Raw genomic sequence first — 16,148 nt, forward strand, 5'->3', positions numbered from 1 at the left:
TGCACGTCGAAATGGCGCATACCAGTCGCCCGCCACGAAGCCTCGCGCACACAGGCGAAGGCCTCGGGCAAAAGCTCGTCCAGCGCCTCCTGCTCCAACACCTTGCGCGCTTCCTTCTCCAACTCTTCGGAGCCTTCAAGCCTTTGCGCCAGCCGTTCGCGGAATTCAATAGTTTTGGCGCGCAACTCGTCGTCAGAGAGCGGTTTGATCTGCGCTTCGAACGCATTGATCTGGCCGACGATGGGCCAGAGCTTTTTCAACAAGCGTTCATTGGCGGAACCGAAAATTTTAGTCAGGACTTTTTCTACGGCGTTCATGGCTAATGCTTTTGCGACCTCAAGGTTGGTGACATATCAAGATTTGCTTGCGACAAACGGCGTCGCAAAACGAAACGGGATTCTAGTGGACGGTCTCACGGAGCGTCAAGAAGGGCAAATTTAATGGGGGCCATACGTTGCAAGTGCTAAAACGGCCTGTCAAGCGTCTGAGTTTCACTTCATTGTGAGCTGCGTTAGTATCGCGCCAGCTTCGTTCAATCCATCAAATTTGTTTTATCCAGCGAGGTCACAATGAGCACACCAGTAAGAGAATTGCGCTTGCAAGCACCTGGCGAATTGATAGCGCAAGGCCGCCAACAGCTTGCCGCTTGGGAGCAGGCCCAGCCCGAAAACTTCTTCACCTCTGACCAACACCTGCGCGGCATATTGGAATTTTACTGGGACGCCGAGAAGCTGCGTGCACACGAGCCGCGCTTGACGAAATTCGGTGGTGAAGCCGCGACCCTCGTGGATGCCGCTGTCCGCCGCGCCAACGAAACGCACAACCTGCCGCGCCTCGAACGCTTCAACGCCGTGGGCGCGCGCATCGAAGAGGTCATCCACTGCGCCGATCACCATTTGGCGGGCAAATACATTTACGGCAGCGGTGCGATGGCTGTGTATGCCGAACCGGGTAACAACGTGCTGGCACAGGCGCTGTTTTACCTTTCCTCCTACAACGGCGAAGCCGGGCACAACTGTCCGTTGGCCTGCACGGCGGGTGTCATCAAGATTTTGCAATACGCCGCCAGCGCCGAATTAAAAGCCAAATACCTGCCGCGCTTGCTCGATGAGAATTACGAGACGCGTTATCACGGCGCGCAGTTTCTGACCGAAGTGCAGGGCGGTTCGGACGTGGGCGCGAATGCCTGCGTGGCGACGCCGAGCGCAGACGGCACGTGGCGCATCAATGGTGAGAAATGGTTTTGCTCGAACGTGACGGCGGATTTGGCGCTTATCACTGCGCGGCCTGAAGGCGGCCCCGCAGGCAGTGTTGTTGGCACGAAAGGCTTGGGCCTGTTCTTGGTGCCGCGCCGGTTGGATGACGGCGCGCTAAACGGGATGTACATTCGCCGTTTGAAAGACAAGCTGGGCACGAAGACGCTGGCGACCGCTGAAGTGGATTTCAAAGATGCCGTGGCCTATCCAATTGGTGAGCCGGGCAAAGGCTTTCAGCACGCGATGGATTACGTCATCAACACCTCGCGGCTTTATAACGCCGTAGGTTCAGCAGCGGCGGCGCGGCGGGCTTACGTCGTGGCGTGGACTTACGCCCAGCATCGCCAAGCCTTCGGTCAGCCGATTGCGGCCTTCCCGCTGGTGCAGGAGACGCTGGCCGAGATGCGCTGCGACGTGATGGCGCTGACGGTGGGCAGCTTTTACCTGGCGCACTTGCGCGACAAAATCGAATTGGGCGAAGCCGACGAGACCGACAAGCAGTTCTTCCGGTTCATGATCAGCTTGAATAAGTACTACGCCTCGGTCACGGCGACGCAGGTGGTGCGGCGGGCGATTGAGATTCTGGGCGGCAACGGGGCGATGGAAAACTTCTCAGTGCTGCCCCGGCTGTTACGCGATTGCGTGATTTTTGAGGCGTGGGAAGGGGCGCACAATACGTTGCTGGCGCAGGCGGTGCGGGATGTGCAGCGGCATCGCTTGCACGAGGCCGTAAGTAATCGGCTGGCAGAGTTGTTCGATCAATTGCCGGATGACGCTTGGCGTGAAGCTGGCAAGCCACGGCTGGCTGAATTACGTGAACAGATGGGGCAGTTGAATCAATTTGATGAGCCTTCTGCGGGTGTAATCCTCAAGCCTTTGGCTGAGGCACAAATTCGGCTGTTCTATTTGGCTTGTTTGATGCGGGAAGCGTCGTCGAGTGACCTGGCGCGTGCCGTTGTGATGCGATTGCAGCTTGCTGATGACCCGGCCAGTCAATTGAGGTTAAACGCAGTGATCAGTGCACGAATTTGAAGCTGTACAGCAACCTTTCCAGGTTGCTGGGGCTTGTGGCAGGGTCTATTCATGCTCGAAAGGCGGCAGCGGAATTTCACAGGATTGACAGGATTTTCAGGATTCACAGCATGCGACGAAAAAGCCGCCCTTGATAAATCTTGCGCGCATCCTGTTCATCCTGAAAATCCTGTCAATCCCGTGAAATTGTGACTTGGGTTGGCGGAACTTGGTTCCTGAAAGTGGCGAGAATGAATAGACCCTGGGGCTTGTGGCAGAGAGCACCCGGAAAACCTGCGGGTGTGGCAATCAGTTCAGCAGCAAGCTGGAAAGCTTGCTGTACTTTTCAGGAGGCACAACAAATGCGGCTCGGATTGAATTTTGGCTACTGGGGCTCTGTTCCCGTGGATAACGTTGCGTTGGCGCAGGAAGCCGACCGGCTCGGTTTTCATTCGCTCTGGACGGCGGAAGCGTATGGCTCAGACGCCGTGAGTCCGCTGGTCTGGCTGGCGGCGCAAACCAAACAGATCAATGTCGGCACGGCGATTATGCAAATGACGGCGCGCGTCCCGGCGATGGCGGCGATGACGGCGGCGACGATTGATTTGCTGACGGGCGGGCGCATGCTTTGCGGCATCGGCGCTTCGGGGCCGCAGGTTGTCGAAGGCTGGCACGGCGTCCCGTATGGCAAACCGGTGACGCGGGCGCGCGAGTACATCGAAATCATGCGCGCCATCTGGAAGCGGGAAGCGCCGCTCGTCCATCACGGCGAGCATTACGACATTCCGTGTCAGGGCGGCAGCGGCTTGGGCAAGCCGCTCAAGCTGATTCAGCATCCGCTGCGCCCGAGCATCCCGATTTATCTGGCGGCGGTGGGGCCGAAAAACGTCGCGCTGGCGGCGGAACTGGCCGACGGTTGGCTGCCGATATTCTTTTCACCGGAGCGCGTGGACGGTTACCGCGAATGGCTGGATGACGGTTTCGCCAAGGCGGGCAATGGCAAATCCATGACAAACGGCTTCGACATCGCGCCGACCGTTCACATAGTTCTTGGCGATGATGTGAACGCCTGTCGCAATCAGGTCAAACCGACGCTGGCGCTGTACATCGGCGGCATGGGCGCGAAGGGCAAGAACTTTTATTACGACATCGCCTGCCGCTATGGTTACGAAGCGGCGGCGGAGCAGATTCAAGGCTTTTACCTGACCGGCAAAAAGATGGAAGCGCTGGCCGCCGTGCCCGATGCGCTGGTAGACGAGGTCGCGCTGTGCGGGCCGCGCGCACGCATTGCCGAACGGTTGGCGGCGTGGAAGCATTGCGGCATCACAACCATGATCTGCGGCACTTCGGACCTCAATGCCGTGCGGATGATGGCGGAGTTGGTGTTGTAAACGAAAGCAGAAAGTCGTCAGTACCCAAGCGGAAGCATCGCCACCGCGTCACGAAGAAGACACGAAGAGAAACGTAAAACTTTGTGCTTTCTTCGTAGACCTTTGTAGGTGGAGAGTCTTTGTTTTGGATTCCAGCGGTTGCCTCAAGCCGCCGTCACAATTTCGGCAGGCTCGTTTTTGGCTTCTTGGTTAGCCACCGCGCTGAAGGCGCGCACGGGCAGTTTGATGGTGAATTCGCAACCTTGGCCGACCTCGCTCGTGACAGAGGCTTCGCCACCATGTGCCAGGGCCAAGTGTTTGACGATGGCCAAGCCGAGACCCGTGCCGCCGATGGCGCGGGAGCGGGCTTTGTCTACGCGATAGAACCGCTCGAACACGCGCGGCAGATGTTCGGCGGGAATGCCGCTGCCGGTGTCGCGGACGTGAATGAGATGGTGATTGCCGCATTCGGAAAGGGAAGTCGTGACGGTGACGCTACCTTCCGAACGATTGAACTTGATCGCATTGTCTATCAGGTTGATCAGGATTTGTTCCAAACGGCGCGGATCGGCAGTGACGCGCAAATCATCGAGCGTTTCATTTTGCAGGGCCACCTGTTGTTCGGCGGCGCGCGGCTTCAAGTGCGAGAAAATCTCGTTGACGAAGAGGCGCAGCGGGACGGATTCGAGCGTCAGGCGCACCTGGCCGGATTCGATGGCCGTGAGTTCGGCGATGTCGTTGACCAGCGCGCGCATGCGTTCGGCGTTGCGTTGAATGGTGTGCAGGAAGCGCAGGCTGTTCTCGGCATCGTCCAGGCCGCCGTCGAGCAGCGTTTCGGTGTAGGCCGTAATGGCGGCCAGCGGCGTGCGCAATTCGTGTGAGACGTTGGCGAGGAATTCCTGGCGCACAATTTCCAACCGTTCGAGTTGTGTGATGTCAATGAAGGCGCCCACGACGCCATCGGGGCCATCGGATTGGCCTGCGCGCAAATGCAGCGGCGTGGCATACAGCCGCAGGATGCGGCGATTTTGCGTCTCGGCTTCGCGCGTTTCCAGCCGCGCTTCGGCGCGTTCGCCTTTCGCCAGCACATGAGTAAAGGCGCGGTGCACTTGCGGATCGCGGCTCAAATCAGTCAGACGCGCCAGCGACCGCGTGCCCAGGTTGAGCAGCGTCCGCGCGGCGTCATTGACCAGCAGTACGTTGGCGTCGCGGTCGGTGATGACCAGCCCTTCGGCGACGGAAGCGACGATGGAGCGCAGCAGATTGCTGCTGTGTTCGGCCTGAGCCAGCGCGTCGCGCAATTGCTGATTGGCGTGACCGCGTTCTTTGAGCAGTTCGTATTGTTTGTGGATGACGAAGCGCGCCACGATGAAGGTCAAGACCCCAACGACAATGGTCGAGATGACGTGCGAGGTGTTGACGTCCATCGCTGGGAACAACAACGTTTTGGCGAGTTCATACGCGCCAAAAAAGATGATAACCACGAGCGTGGCAAGGATGGTTTGTCGTCGTTCCTGAGTCATTGCGGCGATTGGTAGTTGGCATTTGGCGATTAGCAGTTAGTGACTGCTTGTTGCGCCAAGTTCACTGCGCAGCCTGTTCATTGATGTTTGGGGTTAGTTCAGTGCAACCACGGAAACGATAGCCGATGCCGATGACCGTCTCAATGGAATTGCCGCAGAGGCCGAGTTTTTTCCGTAAGCCGCTGATGTGCACGTCCAGCGTGCGCGCTTCGCCGTAATACTCCAGGCCCCAAACCTGATCGAGCAGTTGTTCGCGCGGCACGACGCGGCCTTTGTTGCGCGAGAGAATGGCGAGTAAGGCGAATTCTTTGCGCGTGAGTTTGACGGCCTCGCCCTGCGCCAGCGCCGTGAAATTGCCGTAATCAATCTGCAACAAACCGTCGTGGTAGCCGGCTGGTTGTTGCGCTTCGTAGCCTGAACGGCGCAGCGCCGCTTTGACGCGGGCGACCAGTTCACGGACGCTGAAGGGTTTGGTCATGTAATCGTCCGCGCCCAATTCCAGACCGCGCACCTTGTCGCGTTCTTCGGTGCGTGCGGTCAGCATGATGATCGGTGTTTTGCGCGTGCGCTCTTCGGTGCGCAGACGGCGGCACAACTCAAACCCGTTCATGCCGGGCAGGTTCAGATCGAGGATGATGAGGTCAGGCACGGTTTCAGCCGTGGCATCGCCCCGGTGCCCGTTCCCCAGCGCGGCTTTCAAGGCGTCTTCAGCGCTTTCCGCCACACGCGCTGTATACGCAGCTTCGCGCTCCAGGTTGTACCGGATGCTTTCCGCAATATCCGGATCGTCTTCGATAACGAGGATGTATGGTTTCATAAGGTCGGGTCGTCGGCAGTCGGTCGTCGGGTTACCGCTGGCCGACTATCTCAATAATTGACTGTGTTTGATCACCAATGCTTCTTTCATATACACGACCAACTCGCAGATGTCTTTGACGTAATCGCCGATGCGTTCGAGGTGTTTGGCGACGAGTACGAGCCGGGCGGCGCGGCCACCGGAAGACGCATCGCGTGTCATGTGATCAAGCAAATCCTGAAAGATGCGGTCATAGAGCCGGTCAATTTCATCGTCGCGATCAATCACTTGGCGTGCGGCGACGGCATCGGCGGCGGCGAAAGCATCCAGCGACAGCCGCAACATCTCGCACGCCAGCCAACTCATCTTCGGCAAATCAAAATAAGGTTTCAATTGCGGCTCGTTATTCAATTGACCGGCCAACCGCGCGATGTTGCAAGCGTGATCGGCGATGCGTTCCAGGATGGGCGTAATCTTGATGGCGGTGACGACGATGCGCAATTCGTTGGGATCAGCGGGCGCGCGGGCCAATAGCGTAATGCACAATTGATCCGCTTCCAGTTCGAGCCGGTCAATCCGGTCGTCAGCGCGCAAAACCTGCTCAGCCAATTCCGAGTCACGCTCGATTAAAGCGCGCGTGGCTTGGTCAATGGCGCGCTCGACTTCGCCGCCCATCAGCAGCACGTGCTCACGTAAATGCTTGAGGTCTGTTTCCAACAGAGTTTTCATCGCTTCAAATCCCAACGAGGCCGCAGTTGTCGGCTTGCTTGCCGGTTGCAACCTGGCCGCCGCGCCCGCGAGAGTGACATCCGCCAATTCCCATTGCCAATCATCCGTTTTGCGCTCAAGGGTAGAGAAATCTGCCATTTACTTTTTTGAAATACAAGCGTGGGTAAAAAGCTTCTGCCATTGAACGGAAGCCTGCCTTAAAATTGACGATGGCAAGGTAATGGACAAGTGTTAGTGCGGTGTTAGCTTGATGTTATTTTGAAGTAAAGAACCTGAACACGCAGCCAAGCGCAGTCCGCTTCTACGCCCTTCGAGTTCGAGCTGATGAGGCGCGGGATCATCTCAAGCCTGACCAAAGCAACGAAAATAGGCTGACATTATGCTAGTGTTGATGGGTATGAAGAACGCCCGCCAGCGAATGATAAACGCGTCCGAAGTCAGTGAGTTTGCCTTTTGCGCCAAGGCCTGGAAGCTCAAGTGTGAAGGTGTGGTGGCGGACAGTCCGCACCTGGACGCCGGGACGGCCTATCACCGGGCGCATCAATCCCACCTCTATCTGGCCCAACGCCTGCGCAGGCTGGGGCTGGCCCTGGCTTTGCTTGCTTTGGCCGCAACCCTCATCTGGTTCATTATCAAACTATGACATTAGGCTGGCTGCTCCTCTTTTTGTTCGCACTGGCCGTTTTCTGCTGGCTACTGGCGCGGCAATTACGCCAGGGGAGTGGCCTGCTAGGTGGTGAGATTATTTATGAAGATGCGAGCGGCAAAAATCCCCGTGTGTTGGTTTCCCGCCGTTACGGTTTACGCGGGAAACCGGACTACCTGCTCAAAGATGGCGCTGGCTGGGTCATCCCGGTGGAATTGAAATCCGGGCGGATGCCACGCAATGGCCGCCCGTACCGGTCGCATGTGCTGCAACTCGCCGTTTACTTTCTTTTGGTGGAGGACGTGCTTCAGCAGGAGGTCGCGTATGGACTCGTGCGTTATCAAAATGGCGCGCTCCGGGTGCGGAACTCAAAGCAATTGCGGAAAGAGTTGCTGGCGGTAGTCAAAGAGATGAGGGCCGTGCTTGCTTGTGATAATGCGCGGCGGAGTCATCAGGACCCGCGCCGTTGCGAAGCATGTTCGATGGCGCACGGTTGTGATGAGCGGCTGGCCTGACCAATGCCGTTCTCTGGGAAAAGGCGGATGGTATGAAATGGGTAGTTGCTTTGGTTGCCGCCAAGATTCTCTAAACTCTCCGCTGTTCCTCTGCCAGGGAATGTAACCGCAGAGCCTAACAAAGAGAACCGGCAGGCTCATATCTGGCCTGCCGGTTCTCTTTGTTCTCAGAAATAGTAAAGGGAGTCTTTCGACTCCCAAAGTACCGGCGCGTCCTCAGCCATTAGGGTATTTCCGCGCCGAATTAAATGAATCCTAGCGCAAAAGTTTTGGTTTGAAAATAGGACAAACTCCTAGCCGAATGAGGCCGGGACCCTTCCAATCTTTCCCGTTCTGATAAGCCTTCGATTAACAAGTTGCTTAGGTCTTCGTGACCAGAAACACTCCAGCAAGTAACACCGCGCGACCCTCAAACGCGGGTGTGATCAAGGTCACGCGCGCCGTGTTGCCCACGTCGCTGTTGGCTCTCGCGTCCTGCCTTACCTTTCGCTACGTCGAAGCACAACGCTGGCAGTGAGTGAAACAAGCTGTGGAATCAACACACGAGGCGTCCAAATCGCCGTCACTCACACCCGCGAACTATTGAATTGAGCCGCCAATGAAAAGTGAACTGGCGGCCAAAGAGACGCTCAAAGAGACGACCAAAAACGAGGAGACACAATGTTAAACAACAATACGTTGCAACAAAACAACCCCGCAACGACCCCTGCCTGGCGCAAGCCAGTGCGGAATTTAGGCTTGGCTTTAATCCTTTCACTCGCCACGCTCGGCAGCGCTACCGCCGTGCTCGGACAAGAACCCGACGACAAACCGCTGGCCATTCCCGCGCGGCTCGGTCTCAAATCGGGTACGTTGACCCCGATGCCCGGCCGGAATATCTATCAAGCGAATCCCATCGTGAACGAAACGGCGGGGACTCAACAGGTAGCCGGGACGCGTTCGACCAGCGGCGTTTCCGACATGGTTGGCACGCTGAGCGTGCAAAATTTTCAAGGCACGCAGGCGAATCTTTCCAACACGCACGCTTCGGCGGATGGCTTCCGCAACTACTTTAACACTTGGTACACAGCCAACTTTGCGCGGCGTGATTCGGCTGTTTCGGTGTGGCTATATAACGATATAGCGGGCGGCGACAATTATGATCTGTGGACTTCCGGCGGCACGGATTTGGGGATTGATGCCGTGCGCGCGGCGTGGCATTCCGGCCACGGCGGCATGTGGTCCACCAATGTCTTCTTCGCACCGATGGGCGCCAACTGGGGCGGGCGCGGTTGGAACGCCTTTTCCAATCAAATGTTCCTGGGCGGGAACAATTACAGCTATGGCGACGAACGGCTGCGCTATATGTTCTGGGATACTTGCAACAGCGTGATGGTGAGCGGCGGGAACGATCCTTATTCGACCTGGGGTACGCGTTCGCGCGGCGTGCGGATGGTTTTTGGGTACGAGACGACGTCGGTTGATAGTGGCGACTATGGCAAGTATTTCTGGGAGGAATGGAACAAAGGCAAGACCCTGTCGCAGGCGTTCCTGGATGCAAGCTGGCGCATCAACACGGGCCAAAGCCCGTCCGTGGTGGCCTTTGGCAGCGACGCGACCGATGCCACCAATCGTTTGAACAACGAACGTTACCTTTACGCTGGCTCGGTTGGGAATAACTGGGGGCAATGGAGATGGTATTACGCGCGCAGTGCCGCTCGTGCCGAACTGTCTTCGCCTGTGAATGCGGCCAACCTCTTCCGCCAGGGGCAGACACCGATGCGGATTTACAGCGTCGCCGCGAAGAGCAATACGGCGGATGAATTCGTTGAAACGGCCCGCATCTTTGGGATTAAGGTCAACGGCGAGTCGCAAATTCAAAACCGTCCGCAGGGCTTGCGCGCCATCGAGACCCCTGGCGCCACCTTGGTGATGGAAGCCAATGGCAATTTTGAATTGGCCCTGAAGGCGACTGCGACACCCAACAATGACCAGCAGATCGTGCTGGGTGATGATGAACTGATTCGCCAAGCCCGTGAACTCGCCGGACAGTTGAGCTTGCTCAAAGGACAGGAACTGACGGTGGGCTTGATTCGCGATCTGAACGAAAGTGGTGGCGGCAATGCGGCGACACTGGCGGCGCGCGTCGTGGAAAAGACGGTGATTTTCGATCAGATGATTGACGGCTTGCCCTTTATTGATCCCCAGGCAGGTCACCTCGAAATCACCTTTGACGCACGCACCGGTCAAGCGCGCAGCGTTCGCAGCACGCTCCAGCAGATGGACACTGCCAAACTGGCCGATGCTGCTCCGACTCAGCAGTTGTCGGTGGAAGACGCGCGCTACGAAGCGTTGTCCAAAGCTCAATTGCAGGCCAAAGCCGGTCAGCTAGAGATCGTTGCTGGCAGCGAAGCCACAGGCTGGCATTTGCTGGACGGGAAGATCGTGCCGGTGTTCCGGGCGGAGGTCAAAGATCCGAATCAGCAATTCGGACGCCCGCAACTGGTCGTTGTTCCCTTGATCAAGTAACAGAAGCGGTTCGTAACAAACCCAAATGAAAAGAGGCGGGAGCTTGCTCCCGCCTCCTTTTTTGATGAAGCTGGCGTCAAGGATCAGGGCAAGTCGTCAGCGCTTGAGCGTAACCGTATCGAACTGCTTGCCATCCAGCCCGTAGGCTTCAATTTTCAGCTCACTGTCGGTGACGGAAGCCAGCAGAAACGATTGTTGCTGATCCTGCCCAAAGGCGGTGAAGTTGCTCTGTTTGTTGAGCGTGTTCCGCATGATTTTGCCGCTGCAACCTTCGGTGATGTACTGCACGCCGTTTTGTGGCTTGATGCGTTCGTAAGCGTGCACGTGTCCGGCCAGCACAAGTTTGACATTGTATTTGTCGAACAGCGGGTGCAACTGGTTGCGCATGGTTAGATAGGGCGGATGCATACGCCCCGAAGAAAAAAGCGAATGATGCATAAATGCCACTTTCCACTTTGCTTTAGACGCTTTGAGCGCGGCCTCCAGCCAGGCCAATTGTTCAGTTTTGAGGCCGGTTTCAGCAGTAGTATCAAGCACGAAAAATTCGACCAGGCTGTCATTGTCAGCCGTGCCTTTGACGAAGTTGTAATAGCGTTTGCCATCCATGTTGAAGTGCGGGTATTTAAGATGATCCTCGACCGAGGCGGCATCGTGGTTGCCCAGCGCCGCGTAAAACTTGACGTTGGCATCCAGCAAAGCTTTGTAGGGGGTTTCAAAACGCGGCTTGAAATACTTTGGCCTGCCATTGCCATAAATGTTATCGCCCAGCATCAAGACAAAGTCGAAAGGCGTTTTTTCGCGGGCGGCAGCCATTTGCCGGGCGATCTCATATTGTTCCTTGCTGCCATCCCCACTGTCCCCGATTACGGCGAAGGTCAGCGGCGGCGGGGCGTTTTGCGACCGGCTGGCGCTGGTGTAGCAGAGCAAAAATAAGAGGACAGCAACATAGATTTGAATCTTTTGGCGCATATTTTTCCTTCTCCTTACAGGTTTCTCCTCATAAGATAATGTCACCCCAATCCAATTCAAAAATAATGCGAAAATGCTCAACTGCTGCGGGTTCAGCCGTAATCAAACCGACTTCGCGGCGCTGATCCAGTTCAACTTTGCGCAGGCTTTGGCTGCCAAAAAAGAGGTCGCGCCCGTCTCGGATGATGGCCTGAACGTGCAAGCGTATCTGCGGCATTTTGCGCACGGTAATACCCTTGGCGTGTTTGTTGAGTGAACCGATGACCTTGATCTCGACGCCCGCGCGCGCGCGTTCTTCCAGGTGCCGAATCATTTGGGCGTCACTCAACTTGTCGTCATAAATCAGCAATTGCCGTTCGGCGCCCTGAATAAAGGCCGACAATTTTTTGCGCGCATTGACCGGGCTGACCACAAACGGTTCCGCTTCGGGCACGTGGTTGATTTGCAAAGTGTCGGCTTCAAATAGGCCAATGGCTTCATGCACCAGCAGCGGATCTTCGGTAACCACGCCGAAGCTGCGGCTGTGATGAATGTCGAGAAAGGTGAAATTAAACGTCAGCAGGAAAAGACGGCGCCGGTCAATGATCATCACTTTGCTGTGATAGCGCACCAAATCTTCGGCGGTGCGCGTGATGAGCACGCCCGCATCGGTGAGGCGTTTTTCCAGCTTCTTGATTTCTTTGAGGTCTTCGCGGTTGGTGTAAGTGGTCAGGGCGTGCACGCGCACACCGCGCCAGGCGGCTTCGATGAGGGCCTGTTCGATCTCCAACCGATCCAGGCGATAAATGACAATCTCGACTGATTGTCGAGCCTCGCGAATTCCCTGTAATAACGGCTCAATGCCATCACGGGGTTGAACGATAACGCGCATTTCGTGAGTCGGAGACAGGGCACAGCGCGTTGGCTGACGGAGCGAAGAGGCTGCCTTTTCGCTCCGTCACGCGGTGACGCCAGCGCTGTTTATATGCCGCCTGCGGCCTTCAGTTGATTGATGCGGCTACGAATCACTCCAGTGAAGCCATTGACTTCTTCCTGGGTGGCGCCGGCCGCGCGGAAGGCGTCGCGGATTTGGTTGTCAGTAAGTTGGCCGATGATACCGGCAAACCAGCGGACGTGTTCGCGTGGCACACTCTTGAGCGAACTGCCCATCTTGCCAGTGTAATGGAAGCGCACGGCATTGCCGCTCGTGCCTTCGATAAAGGCCTGCTTAGCGTAGTCGGCCAAATCCCATTTCGAGTGTGAGGTAAATCCACCCGCGTGACCGAGTGTGCCGCCCCAATCAGCGACCAGGTACCACTCTTTAACGCTGCCGTCCTCGTCATACATACCCAGCACGTTGTTATTGTCCGGTTTCGCATCCCAATCATTCAGCAAGAAGCCGAGCATGGCCAAGCCATAGAGTTCGCGTTTGCCATTGAACGGATTGCTGTCCCACCCCCAGGGAATACGGCGGCGCGCAATGTTGTCAGGGCGTTTTTCGAACATGCCATTGGTGAAGGAACCGTTGCCGACGAATTTTCGGGCGCGGCCCAGGCCCGTTACGCCATTGACCTGGCCGGAAGGGACGAAATAACTCTCTTCAACCATATAGCCACAGGCCCAAACGATGCGGCTGCACGCGACTTCGGCGTGGACTTCTTCATCGAACTTGATGTTCCATTTGACGCCATTGGCATCAATGACCTTGATCTTCGGATTGGTACCGGTCAGGTCTTCTTCCTTGAATTGGAAGGGCGGTTTGGGCTTGCCTTCCTCGCTGCCAATGCCCAGCAGTAAATCTTTGGCGGCGACGTTGCCTGGGTCACGCCACATAATCGGCGTGCCTGTTTCAGTCGGCGCATTAGCGGGGATTTTTCTGCCGCCGCCTTTGCTGCTACTGCTCTTGCCGCTGACCTTGCTGTCACTGCCGCTTTTACTCTCTTTGCTATGCTTATCCTCTTTTGCTGGTTTCTCTTCTTTTTCCTTTTTACTCTTTTGCGCCAGGGCCGTGTTGAACGGTAGCGTGCTGGCAGTGGCGAGACCTAAAGCGGCGATGAAAGCCAGTAGCGTCAGCGCACGAAAGAGTGGGGTACGCGTGTTTGACATTGGTTGACCTCCTACTAAAGTTTCAATCCTTGCGTTACGTGTTTGCGAGCGGAATTGCTGCACGAGGCGAGCGCGTCAGCCTCGATCATACATGCGGATTATGGGGCCGGAAAAGAACGGGGATAAATTAAAAGTCCAGAGCCGGCAAGCGCTGGTTTGTAACATTGCTTTCTGCCGGCTACGGGCGAAATTTATTTCGCTTATTTGTAATCCAGTTTCAGATAGCTGCCCGCATCGCCGACCACCAGCACGAAATTCTGCCCATTCAGCGACACCCCGGTGATGCCTTCGGGCTTAAATTTCTCTTCGAGCTTGATGACATGGCGCGGTTGATCTGTCGTGTTCCCGCTCCATTCCCACAAACCAAATTCGGTTTTCTTTTCGTTGTCGGGCGCGCCCGAAATGATGAGGAAAGTGCGCGAATGGGCGTCATAGGAAATATCGCGCACGCCCTGTCCATCCAGTGAAAGCGGAATCACAGATGGTTGATCTACTTGGATATTATTGATCGAAAATGGCGCCAGCGGGTTGACGAGTTTCAAAGGAATCAACACCGCCTGGCTGCCAATAAACGGCGAACGCAGTCCGAGCAAGAGCCTTTCGTGATTCGGATCGTAAGCCAAACCCTCGATATTCAACCCGCCTTCCCAGCCAGGCGCGGCGCCTTTGGCGCTGATTTCAGGCACATTCTTCAATAGGAACCCGCGCAGATCGCTAATGATTTCGGCTTGCGACCCGCGCATGGTTTGCGTTTGCGGATCGAAGGAGAAACGCATAATGGAGTTGGACATGGGTTGATTGGGATCGGACAGCGAAGTGACCGCATAAACATACGAATTACCGTAGGTGATGGCTTCCGCATCAACGAAGCTGACGCCCAAGGGGATGGGTTTCAGATCGCCCGCCTGTTTACCCGTGGCGTCCAAGGGCATCCACAATAATTCGTTCTTGCGACCGTCGTCGGCGATTAACACCCCATTGCCGCCTGGTACCGTAATCACTCCTGAAGTTTCGGGTTTCTTGCCGAAGAGGCCAGTGCTGAACCCTGTCCACGAACCGCCGGGAACCAATCTGACAACGGCTGCGTTGCCGCCGCTACTGGCGTTGCCGCCACCTCCTGCCCCACCACTGTCATGGCCAGGGCGCAGCGCGAAGTAACCCAGAGCCAGCGTCAGCATCGAACCCACGACCGTCGCCAGAATACGCCCGCCGGAATTGACCAGCGCTGCCCGTAAGCGTTCGTCCTCTTTTTTCTTGCGCTCCTTCTCCTTGTCCTTGTCCTTGTCTCTTTTTTTGCGCTCCTTTTCCTCGTCCGCCGAAAGCGGCGCACCCACGGCATTCAACGCGCCTACGCCGGCTACCGCTGCGGCGACCGCTGGGCCAGCGCCTGTCACCGTTGCCAAACCTGCACGGCGGCGAATTTCTTCCAAGGCCTCCAAGGAAAGCCGCGCGGTTTTGTTTTCGACCGTTTCCGCCGGGTTGCGGAAGGTCAGCAATACTTTGCCCAATTGCAATTTGTCGCCGTGTTGCAGCGTCCAGGCTTCGTTGCTGATACGGGTGCCGTTGACGAAGGTGCCATTGCTGCTGCCCAAATCCACCACGCTGAAGCCCCCATCGCGCGCCAGCAAGGCCGCGTGCATGCCGCTGACGGTCGGGTCATTGAGCACGACTTTGTTGTGTGCGGCTTTGCCGAGAGCGATTTCCGGCTGATTGATGGGAATTTCCAACTTTTCCCCGGAAGGCAGTACGCCGATCAAACGCGGCACAAATTGTTTATCAAGCTGCGCGGCAATCTCGCTCGCCGTCGCCAGCCGCAAGCTGAGCGGTTTGTTGACTTGGTTTTTGATCGCTTCCAGCGCCGCCTGGTCGGTCGGGTCGGCCACAGCCAAGAGCAACTCTCCCGGCTGCCCGGCCAGCGGGGCCATGAGTTTTTCGCGCAAGAATTGCGGCTTCAGCTTTTGCGCCATGCCGAGATCGAGTTCCGCCGTGCGCATATCCACCAGTTGCAAATTGAAGGTGCGGCTCATCAAATCGCGCAGCCCCAATTCGGTGACGACTTTTTCTTCCAGCAAGGCGCGATAAAGGCGGCGGCCCCGCGCGTTCTTTTGGGCTTTGTCCACTTCGGTCTGGGCGACGATTTTGGAATGGACCAACGCACGCGCCACGGTGTCTTCGCTGGGTAACGGCGGGGCGTTGGGCGGCGGCGGCGCTGGCGGCGGCGGCGGCGGCACAGAGCCTGCGCCTAAAATTTCGGTGGCAGAGAGGGTCACGGTTTGATTGGCGGCGGCGTTGTTGCGAAACGTGATGATGCAGTGCCCCAACTTGATCACATCGCCGGATTTCAACTCGCGCGGTTCGTTCAAGCGGGTTTCATTGAGGAACGTGCCATTGCGGCTGCCCACATCAATCAGCGTATATTTCTGGCCGTCAAAACGAATCAAGGCGTGATTGGTGGAAACGGCGGCATCGCCCAGGATCAGTTCATTATCGGGGCCTTTGCCGATGCGGGTGTCGGGGCGCGTCAGCTCGCGTTCCATAGACGCGCCCTCGCGCGTCGCGATTTGCAACGTGGCATGAGCTTTCTCGGTTGCGTTGGAGGTGGCGCCGGAGCCGGACGGGGAATTGGTCACGTTCGACATTGTGCAGATTCCTTCAGGGACTAAGCTGGCATACGTTGCGATAGAGCTTTTATAAAGTCGCGTTGAATCAAGGATTACAAGCCGCAACGCAACGGCGATGC

At 56.8% G+C, this 16,148-nt stretch carries 13 protein-coding genes; 5 read left to right on the forward strand and 8 right to left on the reverse strand.

The features are described from left to right. On the reverse strand, positions 1 to 317 hold a 317-nt coding region (locus tag HY011_05015), incomplete at its 3' end, for a preprotein translocase subunit SecA (protein MBI3422277.1). Between the two features lie 252 nt (positions 318 to 569). Between HY011_05015 and HY011_05020 the strand changes: the two genes are divergently transcribed. Beyond that, positions 570 to 2,288, forward strand: a complete 1,719-nt coding sequence (locus HY011_05020) for an acyl-CoA dehydrogenase family protein (protein ID MBI3422278.1) — start codon at positions 570 to 572, stop codon at positions 2,286 to 2,288. 341 nt (positions 2,289 to 2,629) lie between these two features. Continuing rightward, positions 2,630 to 3,658 (forward strand): LLM class F420-dependent oxidoreductase, encoded by a 1,029-nt coding sequence (locus HY011_05025; GenBank protein ID MBI3422279.1) that lies wholly within the window; start codon positions 2,630 to 2,632, stop codon positions 3,656 to 3,658. A 143-nt stretch (positions 3,659 to 3,801) separates the two neighbouring features. On the opposite strand, the gene HY011_05030 is transcribed toward HY011_05025, so the two are convergent. The 3 genes from HY011_05030 to phoU form a co-directional block, all read right to left on the reverse strand. After that, positions 3,802 to 5,160, reverse strand: coding sequence for a PAS domain-containing protein (locus tag HY011_05030; protein ID MBI3422280.1), 1,359 nt, complete (start codon positions 5,158 to 5,160; stop codon positions 3,802 to 3,804). Positions 5,161 to 5,221: 61 nt separating this feature from the next. Next, the gene (locus HY011_05035; GenBank protein MBI3422281.1) at positions 5,222 to 5,977 is read right to left on the reverse strand and encodes a response regulator transcription factor; all 756 of its coding nucleotides are present in this window, start codon (positions 5,975 to 5,977) and stop codon (positions 5,222 to 5,224) included. Positions 5,978 to 6,022: 45 nt separating this feature from the next. After that, entirely contained in the window at positions 6,023 to 6,823 is an 801-nt protein-coding gene (gene phoU / locus HY011_05040; protein MBI3422282.1) for a phosphate signaling complex protein PhoU, read from the reverse strand. A 259-nt stretch (positions 6,824 to 7,082) separates the two neighbouring features. On the opposite strand from phoU, the gene HY011_05045 reads away from it, so the two are divergent. The 3 genes from HY011_05045 (at position 7,083) to HY011_05055 (ending at position 10,354) form a co-directional block, all read left to right on the forward strand. Continuing rightward, entirely contained in the window at positions 7,083 to 7,328 is a 246-nt protein-coding gene (locus HY011_05045) for a hypothetical protein (protein ID MBI3422283.1), read from the forward strand. Next, positions 7,325 to 7,846, forward strand: a complete 522-nt coding sequence (locus HY011_05050) for a Dna2/Cas4 domain-containing protein (GenBank protein MBI3422284.1) — start codon at positions 7,325 to 7,327, stop codon at positions 7,844 to 7,846. Before HY011_05045 ends, HY011_05050 begins: the two co-directional genes overlap by 4 nt. A 660-nt stretch (positions 7,847 to 8,506) precedes the next feature. Continuing rightward, positions 8,507 to 10,354 (forward strand): hypothetical protein, encoded by a 1,848-nt coding sequence (locus tag HY011_05055; GenBank protein ID MBI3422285.1) that lies wholly within the window; start codon positions 8,507 to 8,509, stop codon positions 10,352 to 10,354. A 96-nt stretch (positions 10,355 to 10,450) separates the two neighbouring features. Here the strand turns inward: HY011_05055 and HY011_05060 are convergent, their stop codons facing one another. The 4 genes from HY011_05060 to HY011_05075 all read right to left on the reverse strand — a co-directional run bounded on the left by HY011_05060 (position 10,451) and on the right by HY011_05075 (position 16,047). Further along, positions 10,451 to 11,323, reverse strand: coding sequence for a metallophosphoesterase (locus tag HY011_05060; GenBank protein ID MBI3422286.1), 873 nt, complete (start codon positions 11,321 to 11,323; stop codon positions 10,451 to 10,453). Between the two features lie 28 nt (positions 11,324 to 11,351). Further along, positions 11,352 to 12,194: a phosphatidylserine synthase gene (locus HY011_05065; GenBank protein MBI3422287.1), complete on the reverse strand. Its 843-nt coding sequence runs from the start codon at positions 12,192 to 12,194 to the stop codon at positions 11,352 to 11,354. Between the two features lie 89 nt (positions 12,195 to 12,283). Next, positions 12,284 to 13,408: a hypothetical protein gene (locus HY011_05070; protein ID MBI3422288.1), complete on the reverse strand. Its 1,125-nt coding sequence runs from the start codon at positions 13,406 to 13,408 to the stop codon at positions 12,284 to 12,286. A 200-nt stretch (positions 13,409 to 13,608) separates the two neighbouring features. After that, positions 13,609 to 16,047, reverse strand: coding sequence for a DUF3616 domain-containing protein (locus HY011_05075; GenBank protein MBI3422289.1), 2,439 nt, complete (start codon positions 16,045 to 16,047; stop codon positions 13,609 to 13,611). Positions 16,048 to 16,148 lie beyond the last annotated feature (101 nt).

The organism is Acidobacteriota bacterium (genome assembly GCA_016196035.1).
In the GTDB taxonomy this organism is placed as follows: domain Bacteria; phylum Acidobacteriota; class Blastocatellia; order RBC074; family RBC074; genus JACPYM01.

Excerpts from the sequence above, each read along its gene's own strand:
- HY011_05025 (MBI3422279.1), top strand. The coding sequence starts at position 2,630 with ATGCGGCTCGGATTGAATTTTGGCTACTGGGGCTCTGTTCCCGTGGAT.
- HY011_05045 (MBI3422283.1), top strand. The coding sequence starts at position 7,083 with ATGAAGAACGCCCGCCAGCGAATGATAAACGCGTCCGAAGTCAGTGAG.
- HY011_05060 (MBI3422286.1), bottom strand. The coding sequence starts at position 11,323 with ATGCGCCAAAAGATTCAAATCTATGTTGCTGTCCTCTTATTTTTGCTC.
- HY011_05075 (MBI3422289.1), bottom strand. The coding sequence starts at position 16,047 with ATGTCGAACGTGACCAATTCCCCGTCCGGCTCCGGCGCCACCTCCAAC.
- HY011_05020 (MBI3422278.1), top strand. The coding sequence starts at position 570 with ATGAGCACACCAGTAAGAGAATTGCGCTTGCAAGCACCTGGCGAATTG.
- HY011_05035 (MBI3422281.1), bottom strand. The coding sequence starts at position 5,977 with ATGAAACCATACATCCTCGTTATCGAAGACGATCCGGATATTGCGGAA.
- HY011_05055 (MBI3422285.1), top strand. The coding sequence starts at position 8,507 with ATGTTAAACAACAATACGTTGCAACAAAACAACCCCGCAACGACCCCT.
- HY011_05030 (MBI3422280.1), bottom strand. The coding sequence starts at position 5,160 with ATGACTCAGGAACGACGACAAACCATCCTTGCCACGCTCGTGGTTATC.
- HY011_05070 (MBI3422288.1), bottom strand. The coding sequence starts at position 13,408 with ATGTCAAACACGCGTACCCCACTCTTTCGTGCGCTGACGCTACTGGCT.
- HY011_05050 (MBI3422284.1), top strand. The coding sequence starts at position 7,325 with ATGACATTAGGCTGGCTGCTCCTCTTTTTGTTCGCACTGGCCGTTTTC.
- phoU (MBI3422282.1), bottom strand. The coding sequence starts at position 6,823 with ATGGCAGATTTCTCTACCCTTGAGCGCAAAACGGATGATTGGCAATGG.
- HY011_05065 (MBI3422287.1), bottom strand. The coding sequence starts at position 12,194 with ATGCGCGTTATCGTTCAACCCCGTGATGGCATTGAGCCGTTATTACAG.